This window comes from Pseudomonas sp. PA27(2017) (assembly GCF_001945445.1).
In the GTDB taxonomy this organism is placed as follows: domain Bacteria; phylum Pseudomonadota; class Gammaproteobacteria; order Pseudomonadales; family Pseudomonadaceae; genus Aquipseudomonas.
The window spans coordinates 601,318-619,924 of the sequence record NZ_MSXW01000061.1; the positions used below are offsets into that span (position 1 = coordinate 601,318).

General features: G+C 63.8%; 16 protein-coding genes, 1 tRNA gene and 2 pseudogenes. 7 read left to right on the forward strand and 12 right to left on the reverse strand.

Annotated elements, in window-relative coordinates; translation table 11 throughout:
- Positions 1-45 precede the first annotated feature (45 nt).
- Positions 46-924: an alpha/beta fold hydrolase gene (locus BVH06_RS24320; RefSeq protein ID WP_075935754.1), complete on the reverse strand. Its 879-nt coding sequence runs from the start codon at positions 922-924 to the stop codon at positions 46-48.
- A gap of 109 nt (positions 925-1,033) precedes the next feature.
- Between BVH06_RS24320 and BVH06_RS24325 the strand changes: the two genes are divergently transcribed.
- The 4 genes from BVH06_RS24325 (at position 1,034) to BVH06_RS24340 (ending at position 5,999) form a co-directional block, all read left to right on the forward strand.
- Complete coding sequence (locus BVH06_RS24325) at positions 1,034-1,948, forward strand: LysR family transcriptional regulator (protein ID WP_075935755.1); 915 nt, start codon at positions 1,034-1,036, stop codon at positions 1,946-1,948.
- Positions 1,949-2,038: 90 nt separating this feature from the next.
- The gene (locus tag BVH06_RS24330; RefSeq protein WP_075935756.1) at positions 2,039-2,797 is read left to right on the forward strand and encodes an ABC transporter substrate-binding protein; all 759 of its coding nucleotides are present in this window, start codon (positions 2,039-2,041) and stop codon (positions 2,795-2,797) included.
- Positions 2,798-2,951: 154 nt separating this feature from the next.
- Positions 2,952-5,405: a PAS domain-containing protein gene (locus BVH06_RS24335; protein WP_168172942.1), complete on the forward strand. Its 2,454-nt coding sequence runs from the start codon at positions 2,952-2,954 to the stop codon at positions 5,403-5,405.
- Positions 5,406-5,816: 411 nt separating this feature from the next.
- Positions 5,817-5,999 carry a hypothetical protein gene (locus BVH06_RS24340; RefSeq protein ID WP_075935758.1) on the forward strand — a complete coding sequence of 61 codons (183 nt, stop codon included), beginning with the start codon at positions 5,817-5,819 and terminating at the stop codon, positions 5,997-5,999.
- Positions 6,000-6,011: 12 nt separating this feature from the next.
- Here the strand turns inward: BVH06_RS24340 and BVH06_RS24345 are convergent, their stop codons facing one another.
- From BVH06_RS24345 to BVH06_RS24360, 4 genes are all read right to left on the reverse strand, one after another.
- Complete coding sequence (locus tag BVH06_RS24345; protein ID WP_075935759.1) at positions 6,012-6,497, reverse strand: hypothetical protein; 486 nt, start codon at positions 6,495-6,497, stop codon at positions 6,012-6,014.
- 121 nt (positions 6,498-6,618) lie between these two features.
- Positions 6,619-7,845 carry a cytochrome c gene (locus BVH06_RS24350; protein WP_075935760.1) on the reverse strand — a complete coding sequence of 409 codons (1,227 nt, stop codon included), beginning with the start codon at positions 7,843-7,845 and terminating at the stop codon, positions 6,619-6,621.
- The gene (locus tag BVH06_RS24355) at positions 7,842-9,605 is read right to left on the reverse strand and encodes a GMC family oxidoreductase (RefSeq protein ID WP_075928710.1); all 1,764 of its coding nucleotides are present in this window, start codon (positions 9,603-9,605) and stop codon (positions 7,842-7,844) included. Before BVH06_RS24355 ends, BVH06_RS24350 begins: the two co-directional genes overlap by 4 nt.
- Positions 9,606-9,610: 5 nt before the next feature.
- The gene (locus tag BVH06_RS24360) at positions 9,611-10,351 is read right to left on the reverse strand and encodes a gluconate 2-dehydrogenase subunit 3 family protein (RefSeq protein WP_075935761.1); all 741 of its coding nucleotides are present in this window, start codon (positions 10,349-10,351) and stop codon (positions 9,611-9,613) included.
- Between the two features lie 558 nt (positions 10,352-10,909).
- On the opposite strand from BVH06_RS24360, the pseudogene BVH06_RS26425 reads away from it, so the two are divergent.
- Together BVH06_RS26425 and BVH06_RS26430 are read left to right on the forward strand one after the other, a co-directional pair.
- A pseudogene (locus BVH06_RS26425) lies at positions 10,910-11,596 on the forward strand (PAS domain-containing protein); the annotation flags it as partial.
- 186 nt (positions 11,597-11,782) lie between these two features.
- Positions 11,783-12,136: pseudogene (locus tag BVH06_RS26430) on the forward strand (methyl-accepting chemotaxis protein); the annotation flags it as partial.
- A gap of 37 nt (positions 12,137-12,173) precedes the next feature.
- On the opposite strand, the gene BVH06_RS24370 reads toward BVH06_RS26430, so the two are convergent.
- From BVH06_RS24370 to BVH06_RS24380, 3 genes are all read right to left on the reverse strand, one after another.
- Entirely contained in the window at positions 12,174-12,410 is a 237-nt protein-coding gene (locus BVH06_RS24370) for a DUF1654 domain-containing protein (protein WP_075929120.1), read from the reverse strand.
- Positions 12,411-12,466: 56 nt separating this feature from the next.
- Positions 12,467-13,711, reverse strand: a complete 1,245-nt coding sequence (locus BVH06_RS24375) for a nitrogen regulation protein NR(II) (protein WP_075935763.1) — start codon at positions 13,709-13,711, stop codon at positions 12,467-12,469.
- A 258-nt stretch (positions 13,712-13,969) separates the two neighbouring features.
- The gene (locus BVH06_RS24380; protein ID WP_075928714.1) at positions 13,970-14,425 is read right to left on the reverse strand and encodes an Lrp/AsnC family transcriptional regulator; all 456 of its coding nucleotides are present in this window, start codon (positions 14,423-14,425) and stop codon (positions 13,970-13,972) included.
- Between the two features lie 170 nt (positions 14,426-14,595).
- Between BVH06_RS24380 and BVH06_RS24385 the strand changes: the two genes are divergently transcribed.
- Positions 14,596-15,222, forward strand: a complete 627-nt coding sequence (locus BVH06_RS24385; protein ID WP_075928715.1) for a LysE family translocator — start codon at positions 14,596-14,598, stop codon at positions 15,220-15,222.
- Positions 15,223-15,588: 366 nt separating this feature from the next.
- Here BVH06_RS24385 and BVH06_RS24390 read toward each other — a convergent pair.
- The 4 genes from BVH06_RS24390 to BVH06_RS24405 form a co-directional block, all read right to left on the reverse strand.
- A tRNA-Thr gene (locus tag BVH06_RS24390) sits at positions 15,589-15,664 on the reverse strand.
- 291 nt (positions 15,665-15,955) lie between these two features.
- Complete coding sequence (locus BVH06_RS24395; RefSeq protein ID WP_075935764.1) at positions 15,956-17,182, reverse strand: methyltransferase; 1,227 nt, start codon at positions 17,180-17,182, stop codon at positions 15,956-15,958.
- Between the two features lie 36 nt (positions 17,183-17,218).
- Positions 17,219-17,908, reverse strand: coding sequence for an ABC transporter permease (locus BVH06_RS24400; protein WP_075928717.1), 690 nt, complete (start codon positions 17,906-17,908; stop codon positions 17,219-17,221).
- Positions 17,905-18,600 (reverse strand): ABC transporter permease, encoded by a 696-nt coding sequence (locus BVH06_RS24405; protein WP_075928718.1) that lies wholly within the window; start codon positions 18,598-18,600, stop codon positions 17,905-17,907. Before BVH06_RS24405 ends, BVH06_RS24400 begins: the two co-directional genes overlap by 4 nt.
- Positions 18,601-18,607: the final 7 nt, after the last annotated feature.

Here is an 18,607-nt window from a genome sequence, read left to right on the forward strand (position 1 = left end):
GCGCGACCTGAAGGCCGCGCAGCCTCTTGCAATCCAACAGCCCCTTCACTTCAGAAATTCAAGAAGATGCCCGACCACGAAGTCGGGCGCCTCTTCGGGGATATAGTGCCCGCACGGGGCGATCACGCCTGTCACGTTATCGGCCACCTGCCTCATCATGCTTTCCATCATGCTGCCCAGTGCCGCCTCGCCGCCCATGGCCAGTACCGGCATCTCTAGGCGCTTGCGCGCATGCACATGGTTCTGCGCCATGCTGTCGAACAGCGCCCGGTAATAGTTGGCTGCCGCTCGCCAGGCGCCTGGTGCGGAGTAACAGCGGACGTATTCGGCCAGCGCCTGGGGTTCGAGCCAGCTGCTGTTGGCGCTCTTGGCATGGAAGAGCCAACTGAGAAAAGCGTGTTCGCGGCCGCTGATCAGTGCCTCGGGCAGGTCCGCCTGGGCGAGAAAAAAGAAGTGCCAGTTCTTGCTGATGCGTTCTGGCTCGAAGGCGTACATCTGCGCTGGCGCAAGGCCGGGCACGGTGGCGTCCAGCAGGGCCATCCGGCGAACCTGCTGTGGGAACAGGCTGGTGTAGGCATAGCCGATCCATACCCCCACATCGTGGCCCACGAAATCGAAGCGCTCCCAGCCCAGGGCTTGGGTCAATTCATGCAGGCGCCTAGCCACGCTGTCGGTGTCATAGCCGCCGTAGGGTTTGTCCGAGTCGCCGAGGCCGGGCGGGTCCACGGCAACCACCGTGTAATGCTCGGCGAGCGCCAGCATGGTCTTGCGCCAGGCGTACCAGGTTTGCGGCCAGCCGGGTACCAGCAGCATCGGTGTGCCTTGGCCGCCGATCACGTAATGCAGGCGCTCGCCCGCAGCGCCTTGCATGCGGTGTTCGAAGATCGAAGCGAAGGCGGCTTCGTCATGAGTCGTGTCGTTCATCGCCAATTCCTCGTGGTGTTGTGTACCTATCCTAGGGCGCGGCGATCAACAGAAAATCGGCAGTGGCGTAACATCACTCATAACGGTGAGTGATGAGTGGGCGATAGTGATGGATCTGGATCTCAAGACGCTGGGTATCTTCGTCGAGGTGGCCGAGCGCAAGAGCTTCGTACGGGCGGCCGAGGCGCTGGGTATTACCCAGGCCGGGGTGAGCAATGCCATCAAACGCCTGGAAGCCCAGGTGGACACGGCCTTGCTGGTGCGCACTACGCGCAGCGTCAACCTGACAGTCGATGGCGAGGCGTTCTTCCATCGTTGCCGGCAGGTGCTCGCCGATCTCAACGACGCCAGGTTGGTGCTTTGCCGTGCCGGACGGCAGCCGACGGGTACTCTGCGACTCAGCCTGCCGGTGTCCTTCGGACGTAACCGGGTGGTGCCGCTGCTGGGCGAGTTTCAGGCGCGTTATCCACAAGTCGATCTGGCTGTCTCGATCACCGATCGCTACGTCAATCTGGTGGACGAGGGCATGGATGTGGCCATTCGCTTCGGCCCTCTCGAAGACTCCAGCCTGATCGCACGGCCGCTGCTTCAGGTGCGCCGTCGCGTGGTGGGCGCACCCGCCTATTTCGCCAGGCACGGTGTGCCCGAATCGCCTGACGACCTGACACGGCACAACTGCCTGGCGCTGACCTATCACGAAACCGGGCGCTCACGTGCCTGGGCTTTTAAGGCGGCGGATGAGCCGCGCGCTTCTCAGCCCAGAGGCTCGTTGACCTTCAACGATGGCCTGGCCCTGCATACCGCGGTGTTGGCAGGCTTCGGCCTGGGGCAGATTCACGATTATCACGTGAAGCGGGAAATAGACACCGGCCAGTTGGTGCCGGTTCTCGATGCCTGGGAGCCAGCCGCGGATGTGATTTACATCGTCTATCCGCAGTCTCGGCACCTGTCGCCGAGGGTTCGCGCTTTCGTCGATTTCATGGTCGAGGCGCTGGCCAGTGAAGGTAAGTTGTCGGGCGGCTGACTTGCCAGCCAGCCCGAGTGCAGTCGCGGCAGCTATGCTTGTGGCACTATTCTCTGCCGTCCCGGTGCCGCCGCGAAACCAGACCCCCACGTGAAATCTTTCCGCCCTGTCCTCGCGCTGTTTTGCCTGCTGCTCGGCGCCTTCGCCCGAGCCGAGCCCTATCAGATCGTCACCGAGGAGTGGGCGCCCTACAACTATCAGCAGGGCGACCAACTGACGGGCATGGCCACGGATATCGTGCGGGCGATCATGACCCTGACCGGCGACGGCTTCGAGATCGTGGTGGTGCCGAGCATGCGGGCCACCCATGTGCTGATGAATCGCCCCAAGACCATCATGTATTCGATGTTCCGCACGCCCGAGCGTGAGGCGCTGTACAAGTGGGTGGGGCCCATCGCCGAGGAGTCGATCTATCCCTACCAGCTGGCCGGCACGCCGCCGTTGGGCTCCCTCGAACAGTTGCGCCAGGCGCCGCAGATCACTACCCGGCATGCCGGGATCATCCCGCAGAAGCTCGAAGCCCAAGGCTTCGCTAACCTGGACAAGAATGCGAACAGCAGCGAACAGCTCTACCGCATGCTGCTGGCCGGGCGCACGGGAATCATCGTCGGTGATACCGATGCGGGCGTGGCCTATTACAGCGCCCAGCTGGATATCGCCCCCGGCACGCTGCGCCGGGTGCCCGTCGCGCTGTATCGCTCGGCGTTGTACATCGCCTTCAGCAAGGACAGCGACGATGCCGTGGTCGCTGCCTGGGCCGATGCGCTCGAGCAACTGCGCCTGAGCGGTGAGCTGGCGCGTATTCAGCAGCGTTACTGGCGGCCGATGACGTATGATCCTGCCCACTGAAGCGTGCCTGGCCAGGGGCGCTGTATCGATATAACCGGAACTGCACGCCATCCGGCGCACTCTGTATCCGCGCTGCCCGGTTGCTGGCCAAATGGCAGCGGTTTCCATCCCTGAGCGTCGTCGTTCAACTGCACTGGATATGAATGCGGATCCCATGGAACAACGAGCGTTTCTGATCGGCGGCGGCGAGACCGGTGCCCTGATCCGTGATCACGATTGGACGACATCTGCGCTGGGCTCTCCTGCGACATGGCCGCGTTCCCTGTGCAGCGCGTTGGAGCTGATGCTCGACTCCCCGGAAAGCATGTATCTGGTCTGGGGGCCGGAGCTGATCTTTTTCTACAACGATGCTTATCGGCCGATTTTTGGGCCGCGCTTGCCAGGTGCTCTCGGGCAGCCGTTGGCGGTGCTGTGGGCCGATGCCTGGGAGGCGGTGCGCGCACCCCTTGAGCAAGCCCTGCAGGGGCAAGCCGTACGCTTCGTCGATATGCCCATCGAGATGGCGCGACGTGGCGAACCCGAGCAGACCTGGTGGAGTTATTCGTTCTCGCCCTTGCGTGACGATGCCGGGCAGATCGCCGGCGTGCTGTGCTTTACCCGGGAAACCACCGAGCACGTCAAGGCCTCCCAGGCACTGCGCGACAGCGAGCAGCGCCTGGATGCGCTGATCCGCTCGTCCTCCGAGGTGCGCTTTCATATCAGCGCCGACTGGAGCCAGCTGCACGAGCTCAATGGTGGCAACTTCATCCCCGATACCCAGACCACCAACAGCAGCTGGCTGGACGACTACATTCCGGCCGAAGCTCGGGACATGGTCCGTGCGGAAATCGCCCAGGCCATCGAAACGGGCACCTACCACATCGAGCATCCGGTCAATCGTGTGGATGGCACCATCGGCTGGGCCCACGTGCGTGCGGTGCCGTTGTTCGCTGCCGATGGCACCGTCAGCAGTTGGCTGGGCGCGGCCTCCGACATCAGCGCCCGCAAGGAGGCCGAGGCGGCGCTCAAGGCGCGGGAGGCGCAGCTGCGCGAGCTCAACGCGACTCTGGAGCAACAGGTGGTCGAACGCACCACCAAGCTGCGCCTGTTCCGCGACGTGATCGAGGCCAACGCAGCACCCATTTGCATCTTCGACACCGAGTGCCGGCAGATCGCCTTCAACCAGGCCCACGCCCGCGCCATGCAGGAGCTCTACGGTGTCGCCGTGCAAGGCGGCGAAGTACTGCCCGACCTGGTCACCTCGGAGCAGGGCCAGGATCTGCGCGCCTACATGCAGCGCGCCTTGCGCGGCGAAACCTTTCGCGTGGCGGCCGAATATGGCCAGCCCAACGGCGAGCGGCGCAGCTACGAGCTCGCCTACACGCCGCTGCACGATGCCGATGGGCAGGTGATCGGCGCCTTCCACTTCGCCCACGACATCACCGAGCAGCTCCGCTCGCAGCTGGAGCTGGAGCGCACCCAGTCGGCCCTGCGCCAGGCCCAGAAGCTCGAGGCGGTCGGCCAGCTTACCGGCGGGGTCGCCCATGATTTCAATAACCTGCTTACGGTGATCAAGTCGTCCAGCGACCTGCTCAAGCGCCCTGGCCTGCCAGAGCAGAAGCGGTTGCGCTACATCGAGGCGATTTCCGATACGGTCGACCGCGCCTCAAGGCTGACCGGGCAACTGCTGTCCTTCGCCAGGCGCCAGACCCTGCGCCCGGAAGTGTTCGCGGTGGGCGACAGCCTGCGAGCGCTGACCGACATGCTGGAAACCCTCAACGGCACGCGCATCGAGCTCGCCCTCCAGTTGCCCAGCCAGCCGTGCCACGTTTACGCCGATGCCAACCAGTTCGACACGGCCATCGTCAACATGGCGCTCAACGCCCGCGACTCGCTCAACGGCGTCGGGCGCATCCAGATTCGCGCCAAGCCCTGCACGCAGATTCCGGCAGGCCGCATGGGCGCTGCGGTGAATGGCGATTTCATCGCCGTGTCCATTACCGACAACGGTACGGGCATCGAGCCGGAGCACCTGGAGGCGATCTTCGAGCCGTTCTTCACCACCAAGGAACTGGGCAAGGGCACCGGCCTGGGCCTGTCCCAGGTGTTCGGCTTCGCCAAGCAGTCGGGTGGCGAGATCATGGTCGACAGCGTGGTGGGCGAGGGCACCACGTTCACGCTATATCTACCGCGGGTCGCGGCGCGGCCGTCGTCTCGTGCCAAGCATGCCGAGCCGCAACCGCTGGACGGCGCCCATGGCACCCGCGTGCTGGTCGTCGAGGACAATCCCGACGTCGGCAGCTTCTGCGTCAGCGCGCTGATCGAACTCGGCTACCAGCCCACGTTGACCTGCAGCGCCGAGCAGGCGCTGGCGTGCCTTGGCGATGCGGCGCAGCGCTTCGACGTGGTGTTCTCCGATGTGGTGATGCCCGGCATGAACGGCATCGACCTGGCCAAGGCGATCCACCGCAACCACCCCTTGCTGCCGGTGGTGCTCACCTCCGGCTATAGCGAGGTGCTGGCGCAGCAGGGCAGCCACGGTTTCGAGTTGCTGCACAAACCGTACTCGGTGGAGCAGCTGTCGCGCATCCTGGCCGGGGCGATCCAGCGCGCCGAGGCGTGCGACTGAGAACCTGGCCCGTTTCTGTGGGAGCTGCGACCTCGCGGCGATTCGCTCAGGCGCTGCCGATAGGCAGCCAGGCTGCAATCGTTCGCCCCGAGGTCGAGCCTCCTACAGATCGGTTCGAACGGACGCTTCGCCTTGCAGCAGCCTCTTTGATGTCGCCTAGAAAATCGTGAACAGGCTCTGATCGAATGCATCAGGTCTGGTCAGGCGCTGGCGCAGTCGCGCCTGCGGCCAGGGGCGAAATCATCGTGCCAGGCGCTGGGCCATGGCGCGTGCCCAATCATCGACAGCGAAGCCGTATTGGCCCGTCCAATGCCCACCTCACAGGCTCCGAGCAACCCGAAATTTACCCAGCACTTCGCCAGATGCCGGTCGGTCATAGCTGCAGGGCTACCAAATCAGGAGTGCGCCGCAATGGCCGTGAGATTGAAGAAACTGCAGGGCAGCGACATACCCGAAGAACACAGGCACCTGGGCGATGAAGAGATCTTCCAGGTGGTCACCGCCGATGATCAACAGCACTTCTTCGCCAGCGAAACGGAAGCGGCAGCCAAGGTGGCGCAACTGATCGACAGCGAGCGCGACAGTAAGGCCTAGCGACGAACGTATTTACTGGCGGGTGAGCACCAGCGGTTTGTCCGGGCCGGGAATATGCACCTCGGTGCCGCTGATCACCTCCAGCGGCTCGCCCGGCTGCGGGAACAGCACGGCGTCGCCCTTGATTTCGCTGAAGGTCATCACCGCGCCGTCTAAGGCATAACGGGCGGTGCCGGTGAATTCGTAGGTCTTGATATGCGCTTTCTTGGTGATGACCTGGCCGTCGCCGAAGGCGAAGCTGATGGTCATCGGGTAGCCGTCCTGCTCGACCTGGCCGGTATACAGCCCGTGGGGCAGTTGGGTCGGTGTCGGCCTGGCCTTGTAGGTATCGATCACCGCCATTTTCGCCGGGCTTACCGCAGGCGGGTTGCTGCGAAAGGCGTCCATCGATTTGCGGTGCTCGTAGGGCACGTAAATGGTGACGTAAGCGCCCCAGACAATGAGCCCGAGAACCATCAGGCTGAACAGGTGGCCCGAGCCACGCTGTGAGTACTTCATCGTGTCATTCCTGCGTCGCCGGCCCTTGAAAGACGCCGATTATCGCATCAGTTTCGCCGCGCTGCAGTGGGCGTCGCCGAGGGCCTGAGGCAGCACGCACTCGGCGATCGTCCCGGCGGCCTTATTCGCTCTGCAGGGCCTCGCGCTGCTTGCGTACCTCGTCGGTACTGATCGGCGTGGCGGCGTTGCCCCAGCTGTTGCGGATGTAGGTCAGCACATCGGCGACGTTCTCGTCCGACAGGTTCCAGGCGAAGGCCGGCATCGCCGGGCCGGTGGGCGCTGCTTCGGTGCTCACGGCGCGGTTACCGGCCAGCACCACGCGAATCATCGAGGCGGCATTCTGAGCGTTGACCAGCGGTGCGTTGGCCAGTTTCGGGAACAGCGTGGCGATGCCTTCGCCGTTCGGCGTGTGGCAGCCCGAACAGCGGTCGGCGTAGATCGCGCTGCCGGCTTTCATCACAGCGTCAGTGGCGGCCAGCGGCTCGGGCTTGTCGTGCTCGTGGTCGAGATCCTTGAGGTACACGGCCACGGCCATCAGGTCATCGTCACGCCAGTGCTGGGTGGAGTGCTCGACCGCTTCGGCCATCGGCCCGGAGGCGATGTCGTAGCGGTTGGCACCGGTCTTCAGGTACTGGACGATGTCCGCCTCGCTCCAGTCGCCCAGTCCGATATGCGCGGCACCGGTGATGTTGGGCGCCATCCAGCCCTGCAGGTTGCCGCCTTGCAGGAACTCGGCGTTCTTGTCGCCGCCGATCAGGTTTTTCGGCGTGTGGCAGCTGCCGCAGTGGCCCAGGCCCTGCACCAGGTAGGCGCCGCGGTTCCACTCGGCGCTCTTGTCGGCTTGGGGTTTGAACTCGCCTTGTTCAAAGTTCATCCAGTTCCACACCTTCATGTTCATTCGCACGCTGAAGGGGAAGGGCAACTGGTTGGTTTCCACCTCGTTGTGCACCGGCTCGATGGTGCGCAGGTAGGCCCACAGGGCCTGGTTATCTTCGCGAGTGACCTTGGTGTACGCCGCATAGGGCATGGCCGGGTAGAGCTGCTTGCCGTCGCGGCGGTGTCCGCGGGCCATGCTGGCTTCGAACTCCTCGAAGTTCCAGCGGCCGATACCGGTTTGCTGATCCGGGGTGATGTTGGCGCCCAGCAGCTTGCCGAACGGCGTGTCGATGGCCACGCCACCGGAGAACAGCGGTTTGCCGGGAATGGTGTGGCAGGCGGTGCAATCGCCAAGGGTGGCGATGTAGCGGCCTTTCTGTACCAGCTCGTAGGCGTCCTGGCCGCCGACCGCATGGGCCCCGGCGCTGGCAGTGGCCAGCAGGGCGAAGCTGACGCTGAGGAGAGTCTTCATACGTTGATCATCTCCCCGGGGCGCTTGAGGTACTGAGTGCGGATCGCGTGGGCGGCCTTGAAGGCCAGCGCGCCGACGGTGCCGGTGGGGTTGTAGCCAGGGTTCTGCGGGAAGGCCGAAGCGCCAACCACGAACAGGTTGGGCACGCCCCACACCTGCAGGTGCTTGTTCACCGAACTGGTCGCCGGGTCAGCACCCATCACGAAGCCGCCGACCACATGGGACGACTGATAGGAAGTGTTCGACCACGGCCCTTTGCGCGGGCTGGCGAACATCATCTTGGGGTTCAGCGCCTTGGCGATCTCGGCGGTCTTGTCGGTCACGTACTGGGCCATGCGCAGGTCGTTCTCGGTGAAGTCGAAGGTGATGCGCAGCAGAGGCCGGCCGTGGGGATCCTTGTAGGTCGGGTCGAGCGACAGGTAGTTGGTACGCGCGCTGTAGTTGCTCGCCTCGCAACCGATGGACATGCTCGCGGCGTAATACTGCGCCGTGGCCTTCTTCCATTCCTTGCCCCATTTGGGCGTGCCGGGTGGCACCGGGCGCGAGTTGATCGGCGCAGCGCCGATGGGCGTCACCCGGGTGCTGCCGCCGCCGACGAAGCCCAGGCCGGAATGGTCGAAGTTGTCGTTGTTGAATTCGTCGATGCCCATGCCGATGGCGCCGCCACCGATGAAGGGGTTGAAGTTCTTGTCATCGAAGAACAGCTGCACATTGTTGGCCGTCTGGTAGGCGTAGTTGCGGCCGGTGGTGCCGGTATTGCTGATCGGGTCGTACGGCTCACCGATGCCGGAGAGCAGCATCAGGCGCACGTTCTCGAAGGTGAAGGCGGCCACCACGACGATGTCGGCGGGCTGCTCCCACTTCTCGCCGTTGGCGTCGACGTAGATGATGCCGGTGGCGCGCTTGCCGGTGCTGTCCTTGGTCACTTCCAGCACTTCGCAATGGGTGTTGGCGGTGAAGTTGGGCATGCGCACCAGCGCCGGCAGCACGTTGACGATGGCGCTGGCCTTGGAATAGTTGGCGCAGCCGTAGTTGGTGCAGAAGCCGCAGAAGGTGCACGGCCCCATGGTCACGCCGTATTGGTTTGTATAGCCCTGGGAGGCCAGTGCAGAGGGGACCGGGAACGGTTTGTAGCCCATGTTGCGCGCCGCTTCGGCGAACAGCGTGGGGGCGTAGGTCTGCTTGGTCGGCGGATTGGGGTATTCCCGCGAGCGAGCGCCCTCGAACGGGTTGCCGCCCTCGATGATTTTCCCGCCGATATTGCCGGCCTTGCCGGAGATGCCCGCTACGCGGTCGAATGCGTCGTAGTGCGGCTCCATCTCTTCCCAGGTCGTGCCCCAGTCCTGCAGGGTCAGGCCTTCGATGGCCTGGCTGCCGTAACGCTCGGTGAGGTGGCTCTTGAGGCGGAATTCCTCGGGCTGAAAGCGAAAGGTGATGCCGGCCCAGTGGTTGCCGGCGCCGCCGGTGCCGTTACCGGGGTGGAACGAGCCCCAGGTGCGCATCGGCAACGCGGTTTCGCTGGGCTTGTTGCGCAGCGTGCAGGTGTTCTGCCGGGTGCGCAGCATCAGCTCCTGGCGTGATACGTAGCGCAGCTCGTCGGCCACCGAAGCGATATTGAAGTCGCTCGCCGTGTCGCGCCAGGCGCCACGCTCGAAGCCCACTACGCGCAGGCCTTCGTCGGCCAGTTCCTTGGCGATGATCGAACCGGCCCAGCCGAGCCCCACCACCACGACGTCGGTTGCAGGAAGTTTCTTGGCCATGCCGCTCATCCTTTGCGATTCCACGCGGAGCTGCCGATGATCGACAGCGGTACCAGATCCAGCTTTTCGTTGTGCCGGTCGATGTAGGGGCGGTAGTCGTAACGCGCACCGGGAAAGCCGAGCATCTTCCAGCTCACCATGTCGCGGTTGCCGCCGTAGATCGGGTCGGCGAAGAAGCCCTCCATGGTGTTCTGCAGCACCTGGGTGAAGAACACCTTGGATTCGATGTTCTCGAAGACGATCTCGCCCGACTCCAGGCCTGTGAGCACCTTGTCGCGCTGCTCACCGCCCAGTTCGCTGAAGCGTTTGCCGAACGCCTGCTGGCAGTGTTTGCCGAGCTGCTCCAGGCCCAGGCGATAGCGCTCACGGGGTAGCTGCTCGGAGCCCGGTTCGATGTCGGGCACGAAGGGGCCCTGCTGGTAGAGGCGTTCATAGGTGCCGTAGTGGCCGGCCAGCTGGCGGTCGATGAACGCCGCGCAACCGGCGTCCTTGCCGCTGGGCGACAGCTCGTCCGCCGGGATCAGTTGTTCGACGATGGCCTCGACTTCGCGGGCCTCCTCGACGGTCAGGAACTGCCAGCCCTTGGCGTCGTAATGCAGCGGGCCGTTATGATCGAACGGCAGCCACTGCGGCACGCCGCTGATGGTGGCGGCCTGGGCGCTGGCGGCGACGCCGGCTGCCACGGTGGTGGCCGAGGCCTTGAGCAGCGAGCGGCGGCTCAAACCCCGCGGGGCTTCTTTGGACATGGGAACTCCTCGAGCGCCGGGCATCCACTGCCCGGCTCAGGCTGTCTGGTACGGAACCACCCGAGGGCGGCATGCGGATGCACGGGCATCCACGACGGGCGTCGAGGTGTTCTGGCCGGTTACGAATAATGGTTTTGCGGCCCTGCGACGCGGCGTCGGAAGCGGCTCCCAGGTGCTCGAAATGTTTTCTGCAATGCATTGCAACAAACTATTGGACGGCGCCAGGGAACTTCTTCGAAAAGTCCGACAGCGAAGCGGCGCGCGGCGTTCAGAGATTTTTGGCCAGGTGGTCAGAAAGTTTCCTGATCGTCGGCGCCCAGTTCGTACAGGGCAGGGTATTTGGGAATGTTTCTGCCTTCGCATCCAGGGGCGATGCGACTCGCTTCGCGCTATCGTTATCCACTCTCGCGCCTTTCAAGTTTCCTCTGGCCAAGCCGATGAAACGGTACCCATCCTGGAGTTCTTGCCGTGTTCAACTCTCACCTCAAACAGATCAACAAGCAGCTGGAAGCGCGCTTGGCCATGCAGGAGGAGGTAAGGGAGAACCTCGACAAGGAAATGATCATCATCCAGCTCGGCAGCGATGGCCGCATCGAGCGGGTCAACGAGCTGTTTCACACCGAGCTCGGCTATCGGCCCGGCGATGTCGAGGGCCAGGCCCTGACCCAGCTGTCGCCGCCGGAGCTGACCCGCGACCCGCATCAGTCCCGCGCGCTGTCGGCGATCAAGGAACGCCGGCATTTCAGCGGTGCGCTGCGTCTGCTCGGCAAGGATGGGCGCCACGTGTGGCTGCGTTCGGTGGTGGTGCCGATGAGCGACGTGCAGACCGGCAAGCAGCAACTGGTGATTCACTCCAGCAACCTGACGCGCACCATCGAGGCCTCCCTGGAAAACGAAAGCCTGGTCAAGGCGCTGCTGCGCTCGACGGCGGTGATCGAGTTCAACCTCGACGGTACGGTGATTACCGCCAACGACCTGTTCTTGCGCGGCATGGGCTATAACCTGGCGCAGGTGGTCGGCAAGCACCACCGCATGTTCTTCACCAGCGAGGAGAGCGCGTCGGAGGCCTACCGCCAGTTCTGGGAGCGGCTGCGCCGTGGCGAATTCGTGGTCGACCGTTTCCAGCGCATCGACAGCGCCGGTCGCGACGTCTGGCTGGAGGCGTCCTACAACCCTATCGTCGATCTGCACGGCAAGCTCTACAAAGTGGTCAAGTTCGCCACCGTGATCACCGAGCAGGTGCACCTCGAGCAAGCCGTCGCCAAGGCCGCCAACCTCGCCTACAGCACCTCGCTGCAAACCGATGCCAGTGCCAGCAAGGGGCGTGAGGTGATTCGCGATACCGTCGAGGTACTGCATCGCTTGGCCAGCGCGATGGAAAGCGCCACCCAGAGCATTCAGGCGCTGGATGAGCAGGGCAAGGCGGTCGAGACCATCGTCGCGGCGATCAGCGGGATCGCCGACCAGACCAACCTGCTGGCCCTCAACGCCGCCATCGAAGCCGCCCGTGCCGGCGAGCAGGGCCGTGGCTTCGCCGTGGTGGCCGATGAGGTGCGCCAGCTCGCCTCGCGCACTTCCAAGGCTACTCAGGAGATCGTCGCCGTGGTGCAACAGAACCAGGCGCTGGCTTCCGGCGCGGTCGACGTGATCACCCGTAGCCGCGAGCTGGCCGACGAGGCGCTCACCCTGGCCAACGACTCCGATGCGGTGATCCAGAACATCCAGAACGATGCCGAGTGCGTGGTCGCGGCGGTGAGCCAGTTCTCCAACCAGGTGGCCACCTGACCTGACGAGTAGCCATTGGCCGCTCGTCAGGTTGCACTCAATCCTCGGCCGGTACCGTCCAGAACAGCTGCACGCCATCGTCGCGCCAGGCGATGGTGACGTTGTCGTTCTCGGCTATCTCGTCGAGGATGCGCGACCAGTCTTCAGGGCTGTCGCCCTCGGCGCGCAGCAGCACCGCCGAGCGGGAGCGCTGGGCGGCGGGGGCGTTGATGGCGCGGGAAACCCGTGCGCCCAGCTGTTCGTAGGAGGTGGCGGGGCTGGCATCTTGAGTCATGAGCGGATTCTCGGATTGCTGTATGTGTATACAGTAATCCGGCCAGTGGCCAGCTGTCACTCCCCGTTCGAGGTTCCGTCGCTGCCGGTGATCGCCAGCGAATGCTCCGTGCCATAACAAGGAAAATACAGGCTGACGCTGGTGCCTTCGCCCACCCGACTGGTGATCGTCAGCTGGCCGTTCATGTCGGTGACGAAGCCCTTGACCATGGTCAGGCCCAGACCAGTGCTCTTGTCCACTGCCCGGGTGGTATAGAAGGGCGCGAAGATGTGCTCCAGCGCTTCCGGCGCGATGCCGGTGCCGGTATCCGTGATGCAGACCGCCACGTAACGACCGGGCTTGAAGTTGGCGTTGTGGTGGGGGAAGTTGCTGCGATCCAGATGGGTATTGAAGGTGCTGAGGGTCAGTTGGCCACCCTGGGCCATGGCGTCCCGGGCATTGGCCACCAGGTTGATGATGGCGCTTTCCAGATGCTGCTTGTTGGCCCTGAGGAAGCTGCTGTCGGTGGCCAGGTTGAGCTGGCAGTCGATCGTCTGGCCGGCCTCGTTGCTGATCAGCGTGCTCATGCCCAGCAGCAACTGGTTGGGGTCGATGCGCTCCAGTGCCCGCGGGCGAGTGCGCGCGAACAGCAGCAGGCCCTCGGCCAGCTGGGTGACCTGATCGGTCGCCTCGCGGCACAGCGCGTAGCGCGCCTGCAACTGCTCCGAGCCGGCGTCCATGATCTCCTTTTCCATCAGCGACAGGCTCATCGACAGGCTGGTCAACTGGTTGGTGAACTCATGGACGACGCCACCGCCGACCTTGCCGATCTGCTCCATCTTCTGTGCCTGGATCAGGGCATTCTGCAGGCTGTTCTGTGCCTGCTCCTGGGCGGCGTGCTGGCGCAGATCCTGGATGCTGTTCATGAAGCCGATCATGGCGCCATTTTTACCGAACAGCGGCACGATATTGGCGAGAATCGGCACCTGGCTGCCGTCACGCCGCTCGACGATCATGCGCAGGTTGGTGATCGGCTTCTTGCTGAGCAGCACCGCCGCCAGCGGTGACTGCTCCAGCGGCATATGCGCGCCATTCTCGCTACGCAGGCGATAGGCGCCGGTGTACTTGATCGGCTCCTTGCCCAGCTCCGGCGCCTCCCCCCAGATTTCCGCCGCCTTGGGGTTGTAAGTGGTCAAGTGCCCCACAGCGTTGCACAAGTACACACCCACCGGAAGAAACTCGATGAGCTCATGGCCGATCTTGCGCACCAGAGGTGCGTCTTCAGGCAGCCGCAAACCGGCGCTGGGCGGGATGTCTGCCATGGTGGCTCCGTTTGGTGGTAGGCGTAGATTAGTCGCTTCACGGGGCGGGCGCGACAGCAGGCGTGGGGCGTGAGGATAAATGGCAAGACGGCCGTCAGACACGAGTTTCGCTCGCTGCGCGAGCGCTATATTGCCAGGAGCTGCCTGCATCAGCAGCATGCGGCGACGCGAGTGTGCCGAGTGCCGAGGTCAGTCTCCGTCGCGAAGAGGCTCGCTTGTCACGCAGGCCTAGAACGACGAGGCGTGGGCACCATGCTTTCAGATTGGAAGTTGGTTCGTTTGCTTGATGGTTCTCAACGGGATCTCCGTCACCACATTGCCCAGACCCTCGATCTTGGTGAGCGTCTCCATCTGAAAGCGCTGATAATCCTCCAGATCCCTGGCGATCACCCGCAAGAGATAGTCATAGGTTCCGGCCATGAGATGGCATTCGAGAACCTCGGGTGCCTGCTGCATCGCGTTGGCAAATCGCTCCAGTGACGCTTTGTCGTGCCGCGTCAGGGTGATGCGCACGAATGTCGAGAACCTTAGGTCGACGGCGCAGGGCTTTACCTGGGCGATGTAGCCGGTAATCACTCCCTGCTTCTCCAGCAGATTTACCCGTCTGGAGCAGGGTGTGGCAGACAGCCCGACGTGTTCGGCGAGCTGTGCGTTGGTCTGCGTCGAGTCGCGCTGCAGGGCGCGGAGGATTCGTTTATCTATAGAGTCGATCATCTGGAGTCAGAAAAACCCTTATTCATTGGATAGGTAGTTATAACCGCCAATTGGCATCGTGGCTCTACCTTTTTTTGCATCCAATCTCCATCCCGTGGCTGTCACAATTTGTGTGTGGGTCATGGCGTGTCATCCAGCGCCTCCCCGATTTCTACGTATTGGAGACGTTCATGCACGAGCTCTTATGGCTTCCCTTCATCGCCACTTCCCTTTTGGTCATCCTCACACCTGGCCAGGACATGGTGCTAGTTCTATCGCGGGCCCTATCCTCCGGGACGCGATCGGGCGTGACGACGGCAGCAGGAGTCAGCGTTGGTCTGCTGCTGCATACGGTGCTGGCGACGCTTGGCGTGGGAGCATTGCTTCAGGCATCGGGCTGGTTGTTCACTGTGCTCAAGTTGCTCGGTGCGCTTTACCTGCTGTATCTGGGCGCAATGCTGCTTCGTTCATCTGGCGAGCTGCCCATAGCGGCCGGGCAGGATGCGCCGGTTTCCACGATCCGCTTATTCACCCAGGGCGCTCTGTCCAATATTTCCAACCCGAAGGTGCTGCTGTTCTACCTGGCCTTCCTGCCGCAGTTCGTGCCTGCCCATGTCGCGCATCCAATGCTCTCGCTGTTCATTCTGGGCAGCACATTTGCTGGGCTGACCTTTCTGGTCAAAGGCCCGGTCGCGTTATTCGCGGGGCTGCTCACCACCGCTGTGCGCCGTAATCCACGGATCCTGACGCGCATCCACCGGGTAAGCGGCGCCATTCTAGTGATTCTGGGCATCAAGCTGGCTTTGGAGCAGCGATAAGCATTTTTGGAAATGCAGGCAAGAGGCAGGGCGACTGGCCAGTGGCGTCCATCTGCCATATCGCCATGGCAGGTGGCGCTTCGCAAGACACGCGGGTGGTCATGTGGCGAGTCAGGTATCAGGCAGAAAAACCAAAACCTGAACCGCTGCAGGCTTTGTTCGGTGGGATGCAGCAGACATTGGCCGACAGCCGCGTAGTGGTGCGGGCCATCAGGATACGCCTCACTATCGAGTGGTATCCCGCACCTATCCTTTCGAGCGCTGGCTGCCAGCGGAAACCGACGCAACGGCAAAACCAAAAAACCCGCCAGAGGGCGGGTTTTCAAGGGTTTCAGCGATGTTGATGGACTTCGCTGGAACTTCAAATGGTGCCGGCACCAGGAGTCGAACCCGGGACCTACTGATTACAAGTCAGTTGCTCTACCAGCTGAGCTATACCGGCTTTTGAGGGCCGCCATTATATCCATTCGTTTGCATGAGTAAAGCGGCGCAAGGCAGCTTTTTTGCGGCTATTTCAGCCGCTCTGGCTGGGGCTTATGCACAAATGGGCAGCGGCTAGAGGTTTTTTAGAGAATTTCTACGCAGCCTTTCACAGTTTTGGCAAGTGACTGTTCTGTATAGCTTTTTATTGGCGGTTAAAAATGATCAGCTTTTGCCGCGCGTTATGGGTGGTGGGCTGGCGTGGTTTGCCCAGCTTCTATGAACAGAGTTATCCACAGATAGTGTGTGCAACTCAGGCGCGCTCGGCGAGCAGCAGCAGGTTGCGCGGGGTCAGGTGCGGGGCGCAGAACTGGCCGAGGCGTACCTCAAAGCCCTGTTCCTGCAGGTAGAGCGCGCGGTCGAGCACCAGCCAGAGTTCCAGAGGGCGGCGGAACAGGCCGCGCAGCAATTCCAGGTTGCGCACCTCGGCCAGGCGTTGCCAGCCGGTTGCTTCCAGGCGCTGCCAATCCTGCGTACCAGGGGCGGGCAGGTCTTTGAGTCCTGCGAGGTCGTGGCAATAGTCGGAGAAAGGCTTCTTCAGCCAGGCGGGCGGCAGCGAGGGCGTGGGCAGGTAGGCGTCCACGCCGCGCAGCTCGCGCTGCAGCAGGTCGAACGCCAGGCGCCAGGCCATGGATTGGTCGCGCTGCTGGCGCACGCGGTTGCCGGCCGTCACGGTTTCGCTCATGGGCAGGGCCAGGTCGTCCAGCGAGAGGCGCAGCGGCGAGCCCTTTGCGGCGGTGGATAACGGCTGGTAGTCGGCTGCTGCCACGCGGTTGTAGCAACAGGGGGCGATGGCCAACTGGCGGCAGCCTGCGGCGCTGGCCAGGTGCATCAGGCGTACGTGCAGGTCGCCGCAGGCGTGCAGGGCCACGGGGCTGTGTTCGGCGTGCAATTGGGTGGCAGCGCCTTCGGCGAGCACGTCCTGCTCGATATGCTGGGCTTTTATCCCCAGGCGGCTGCTCAGCTCGGCGCCGCTGGCCACCAAAGCTGGGTCGTATTCCAGGCAGGTCAGCTTCTGGCCGCCGTGGGCGAGTACGCGGCCGAGGTGGCCCTTGCCGGCGCACCAGTCCAGCCAGTGCTGCGGAGCTTGAGTGAAGCCCAGGCTGTCGCCGAACGCGCGTATCTGCTGCCATTTGCGACCGGGAACGTCCACCGAGAAGCGCGGCGGCAGGTCAGCCGAAGGCTGCTGGGGCAGGTCGCCGATCTGGCTCAAACGGTCAGCCTGCAAGGCCAGTTCGGGGAAGGGCGCTGGTGCGCTGTCCAGCTCCGTTGGCTGGTTGTGGCTGGCTTCGGCCTGCTCCAGGGTGCGGCTGCGCAGCCAGGCGGCCAGCTCGGCATGCTGGCTTTCCCAGGACAGTGTCTGGTGGGTGAATGGCCGGGGTTTCCACAGCGCTTGGTGGGCGACGAGAAACTTGTCCAGCGCCTGGAAGCGCTGGAGCAGTTCGGCGCCACTGAGGGGCGGGAGAGGTTCGGCTGTCATAAGCGACTGCGACGGGGCTTGCACCCCGTCGTCATCCTAGCGGCCCTGGCAGGCGTCGACGCGCAGCCAGCGCTCCAGGAGCTTGAAGGCGTTGATCAGCACGAAGGTGATCAGCAGGTAGAACACCCCGGCGGCGAAGAAACCCTCGACCGGCAGGTAGGTGCGCGCGTTCATGGTGCGCGCCATGCCGGTCAGCTCCAGCAGGGTCACGGTGCTGGCCAGGGCGCTGGCCTTGAGCATCAGGATCACTTCGTTGCTGTAGGCCGGCAGGCCGATGCGCGCCGCCCGGGGCAGCACGATGTGCAGCATCGCCTGGGGCCGCGACATGCCCAACGCCCGCGCCGCTTCGATTTCACCCGGCGGTACGGCCTGGATGGCGCCCCGCAGGATCTCGGCGATATAGGCGGTGGTGTGCAGGGTCATGGTGATCACCGCGCACCAGTACGGGTCGCGCAGGTACGGCCATAGCGGGCCCTGGCGCACGGCGTCGAACTGCGCCAGGCCGTAGTAGACCAGGAACAGCTGCACCAGGAGCGGTGTGCCGCGGAAGAAGAAGATGTAGCCGTAGGGCACGGCGCGCACGTACCAGTGCCGCGAGGCGCGGGCGATGCCGGTGGGGATGGCCAGAATCAGGCCGGTGACGACCGCCACGGCGACCAGCTCGATGGTCAGCAGGGCGCCTTGGGCCAGGCGCGGCAGCCAGGTGATGATGACGTCCCAGTTCATGCCGCACTCCGCTTGAAGCCTCGGTTGGCGCGCTTCTCGAGGAAGTGCAGGCCAATCATGGCAATGATGGTCAGGCCCAGGTAGATGAACGCGGCGACCATGTAGAACGTGAAGGGCTCCTTGCTGGCGGTCACGGCGATCTGCGAACGGCGCATCAGCTCATTGAGGCCGATCACCGATACCAGCGCGGTGTCCTTCATCAGGATCATGAACAGGTTGCCCAGGCCGGGCAGGGCGATGCGCCACATCTGCGGCATCACCAGGCGCCACAGGATGCGGCCCTTGGACAGGCCCAGGGCCTGGCCGGCTTCACGGTGGCCCTTGGGGATGGCCAGGATCGCGCCGCGAAACACTTCGGTGGCGTAGGCGCCGAAGCACAGGCCCAGGGCGATGACGCCGGCGGCGAAGGGCGAGAGCTCGAGGCTCTCGACGCCGAGCAGCTCGGCGAGGCCGCGCATCAGGCCCACGGTGCCGAAATAGATCAGCAGTACCCAGAGCAGTTCGGGCACGCCGCGAACCAGGGTGGAATAGGTACCGCCAAGCCACTGCAGCGGCTTGTAGGGCGAAGTCTTGGCGAAGGCGCCGAGCAGGCCGAGCACCAGGCCGACGCACAGAGCGCTGAGCGCCAGCTGCACGGTCATCAGGGTGCCGGCGGCCAGGGCCGGGCCGAATCCGGAAAGATCGAAATTCATGGAAACT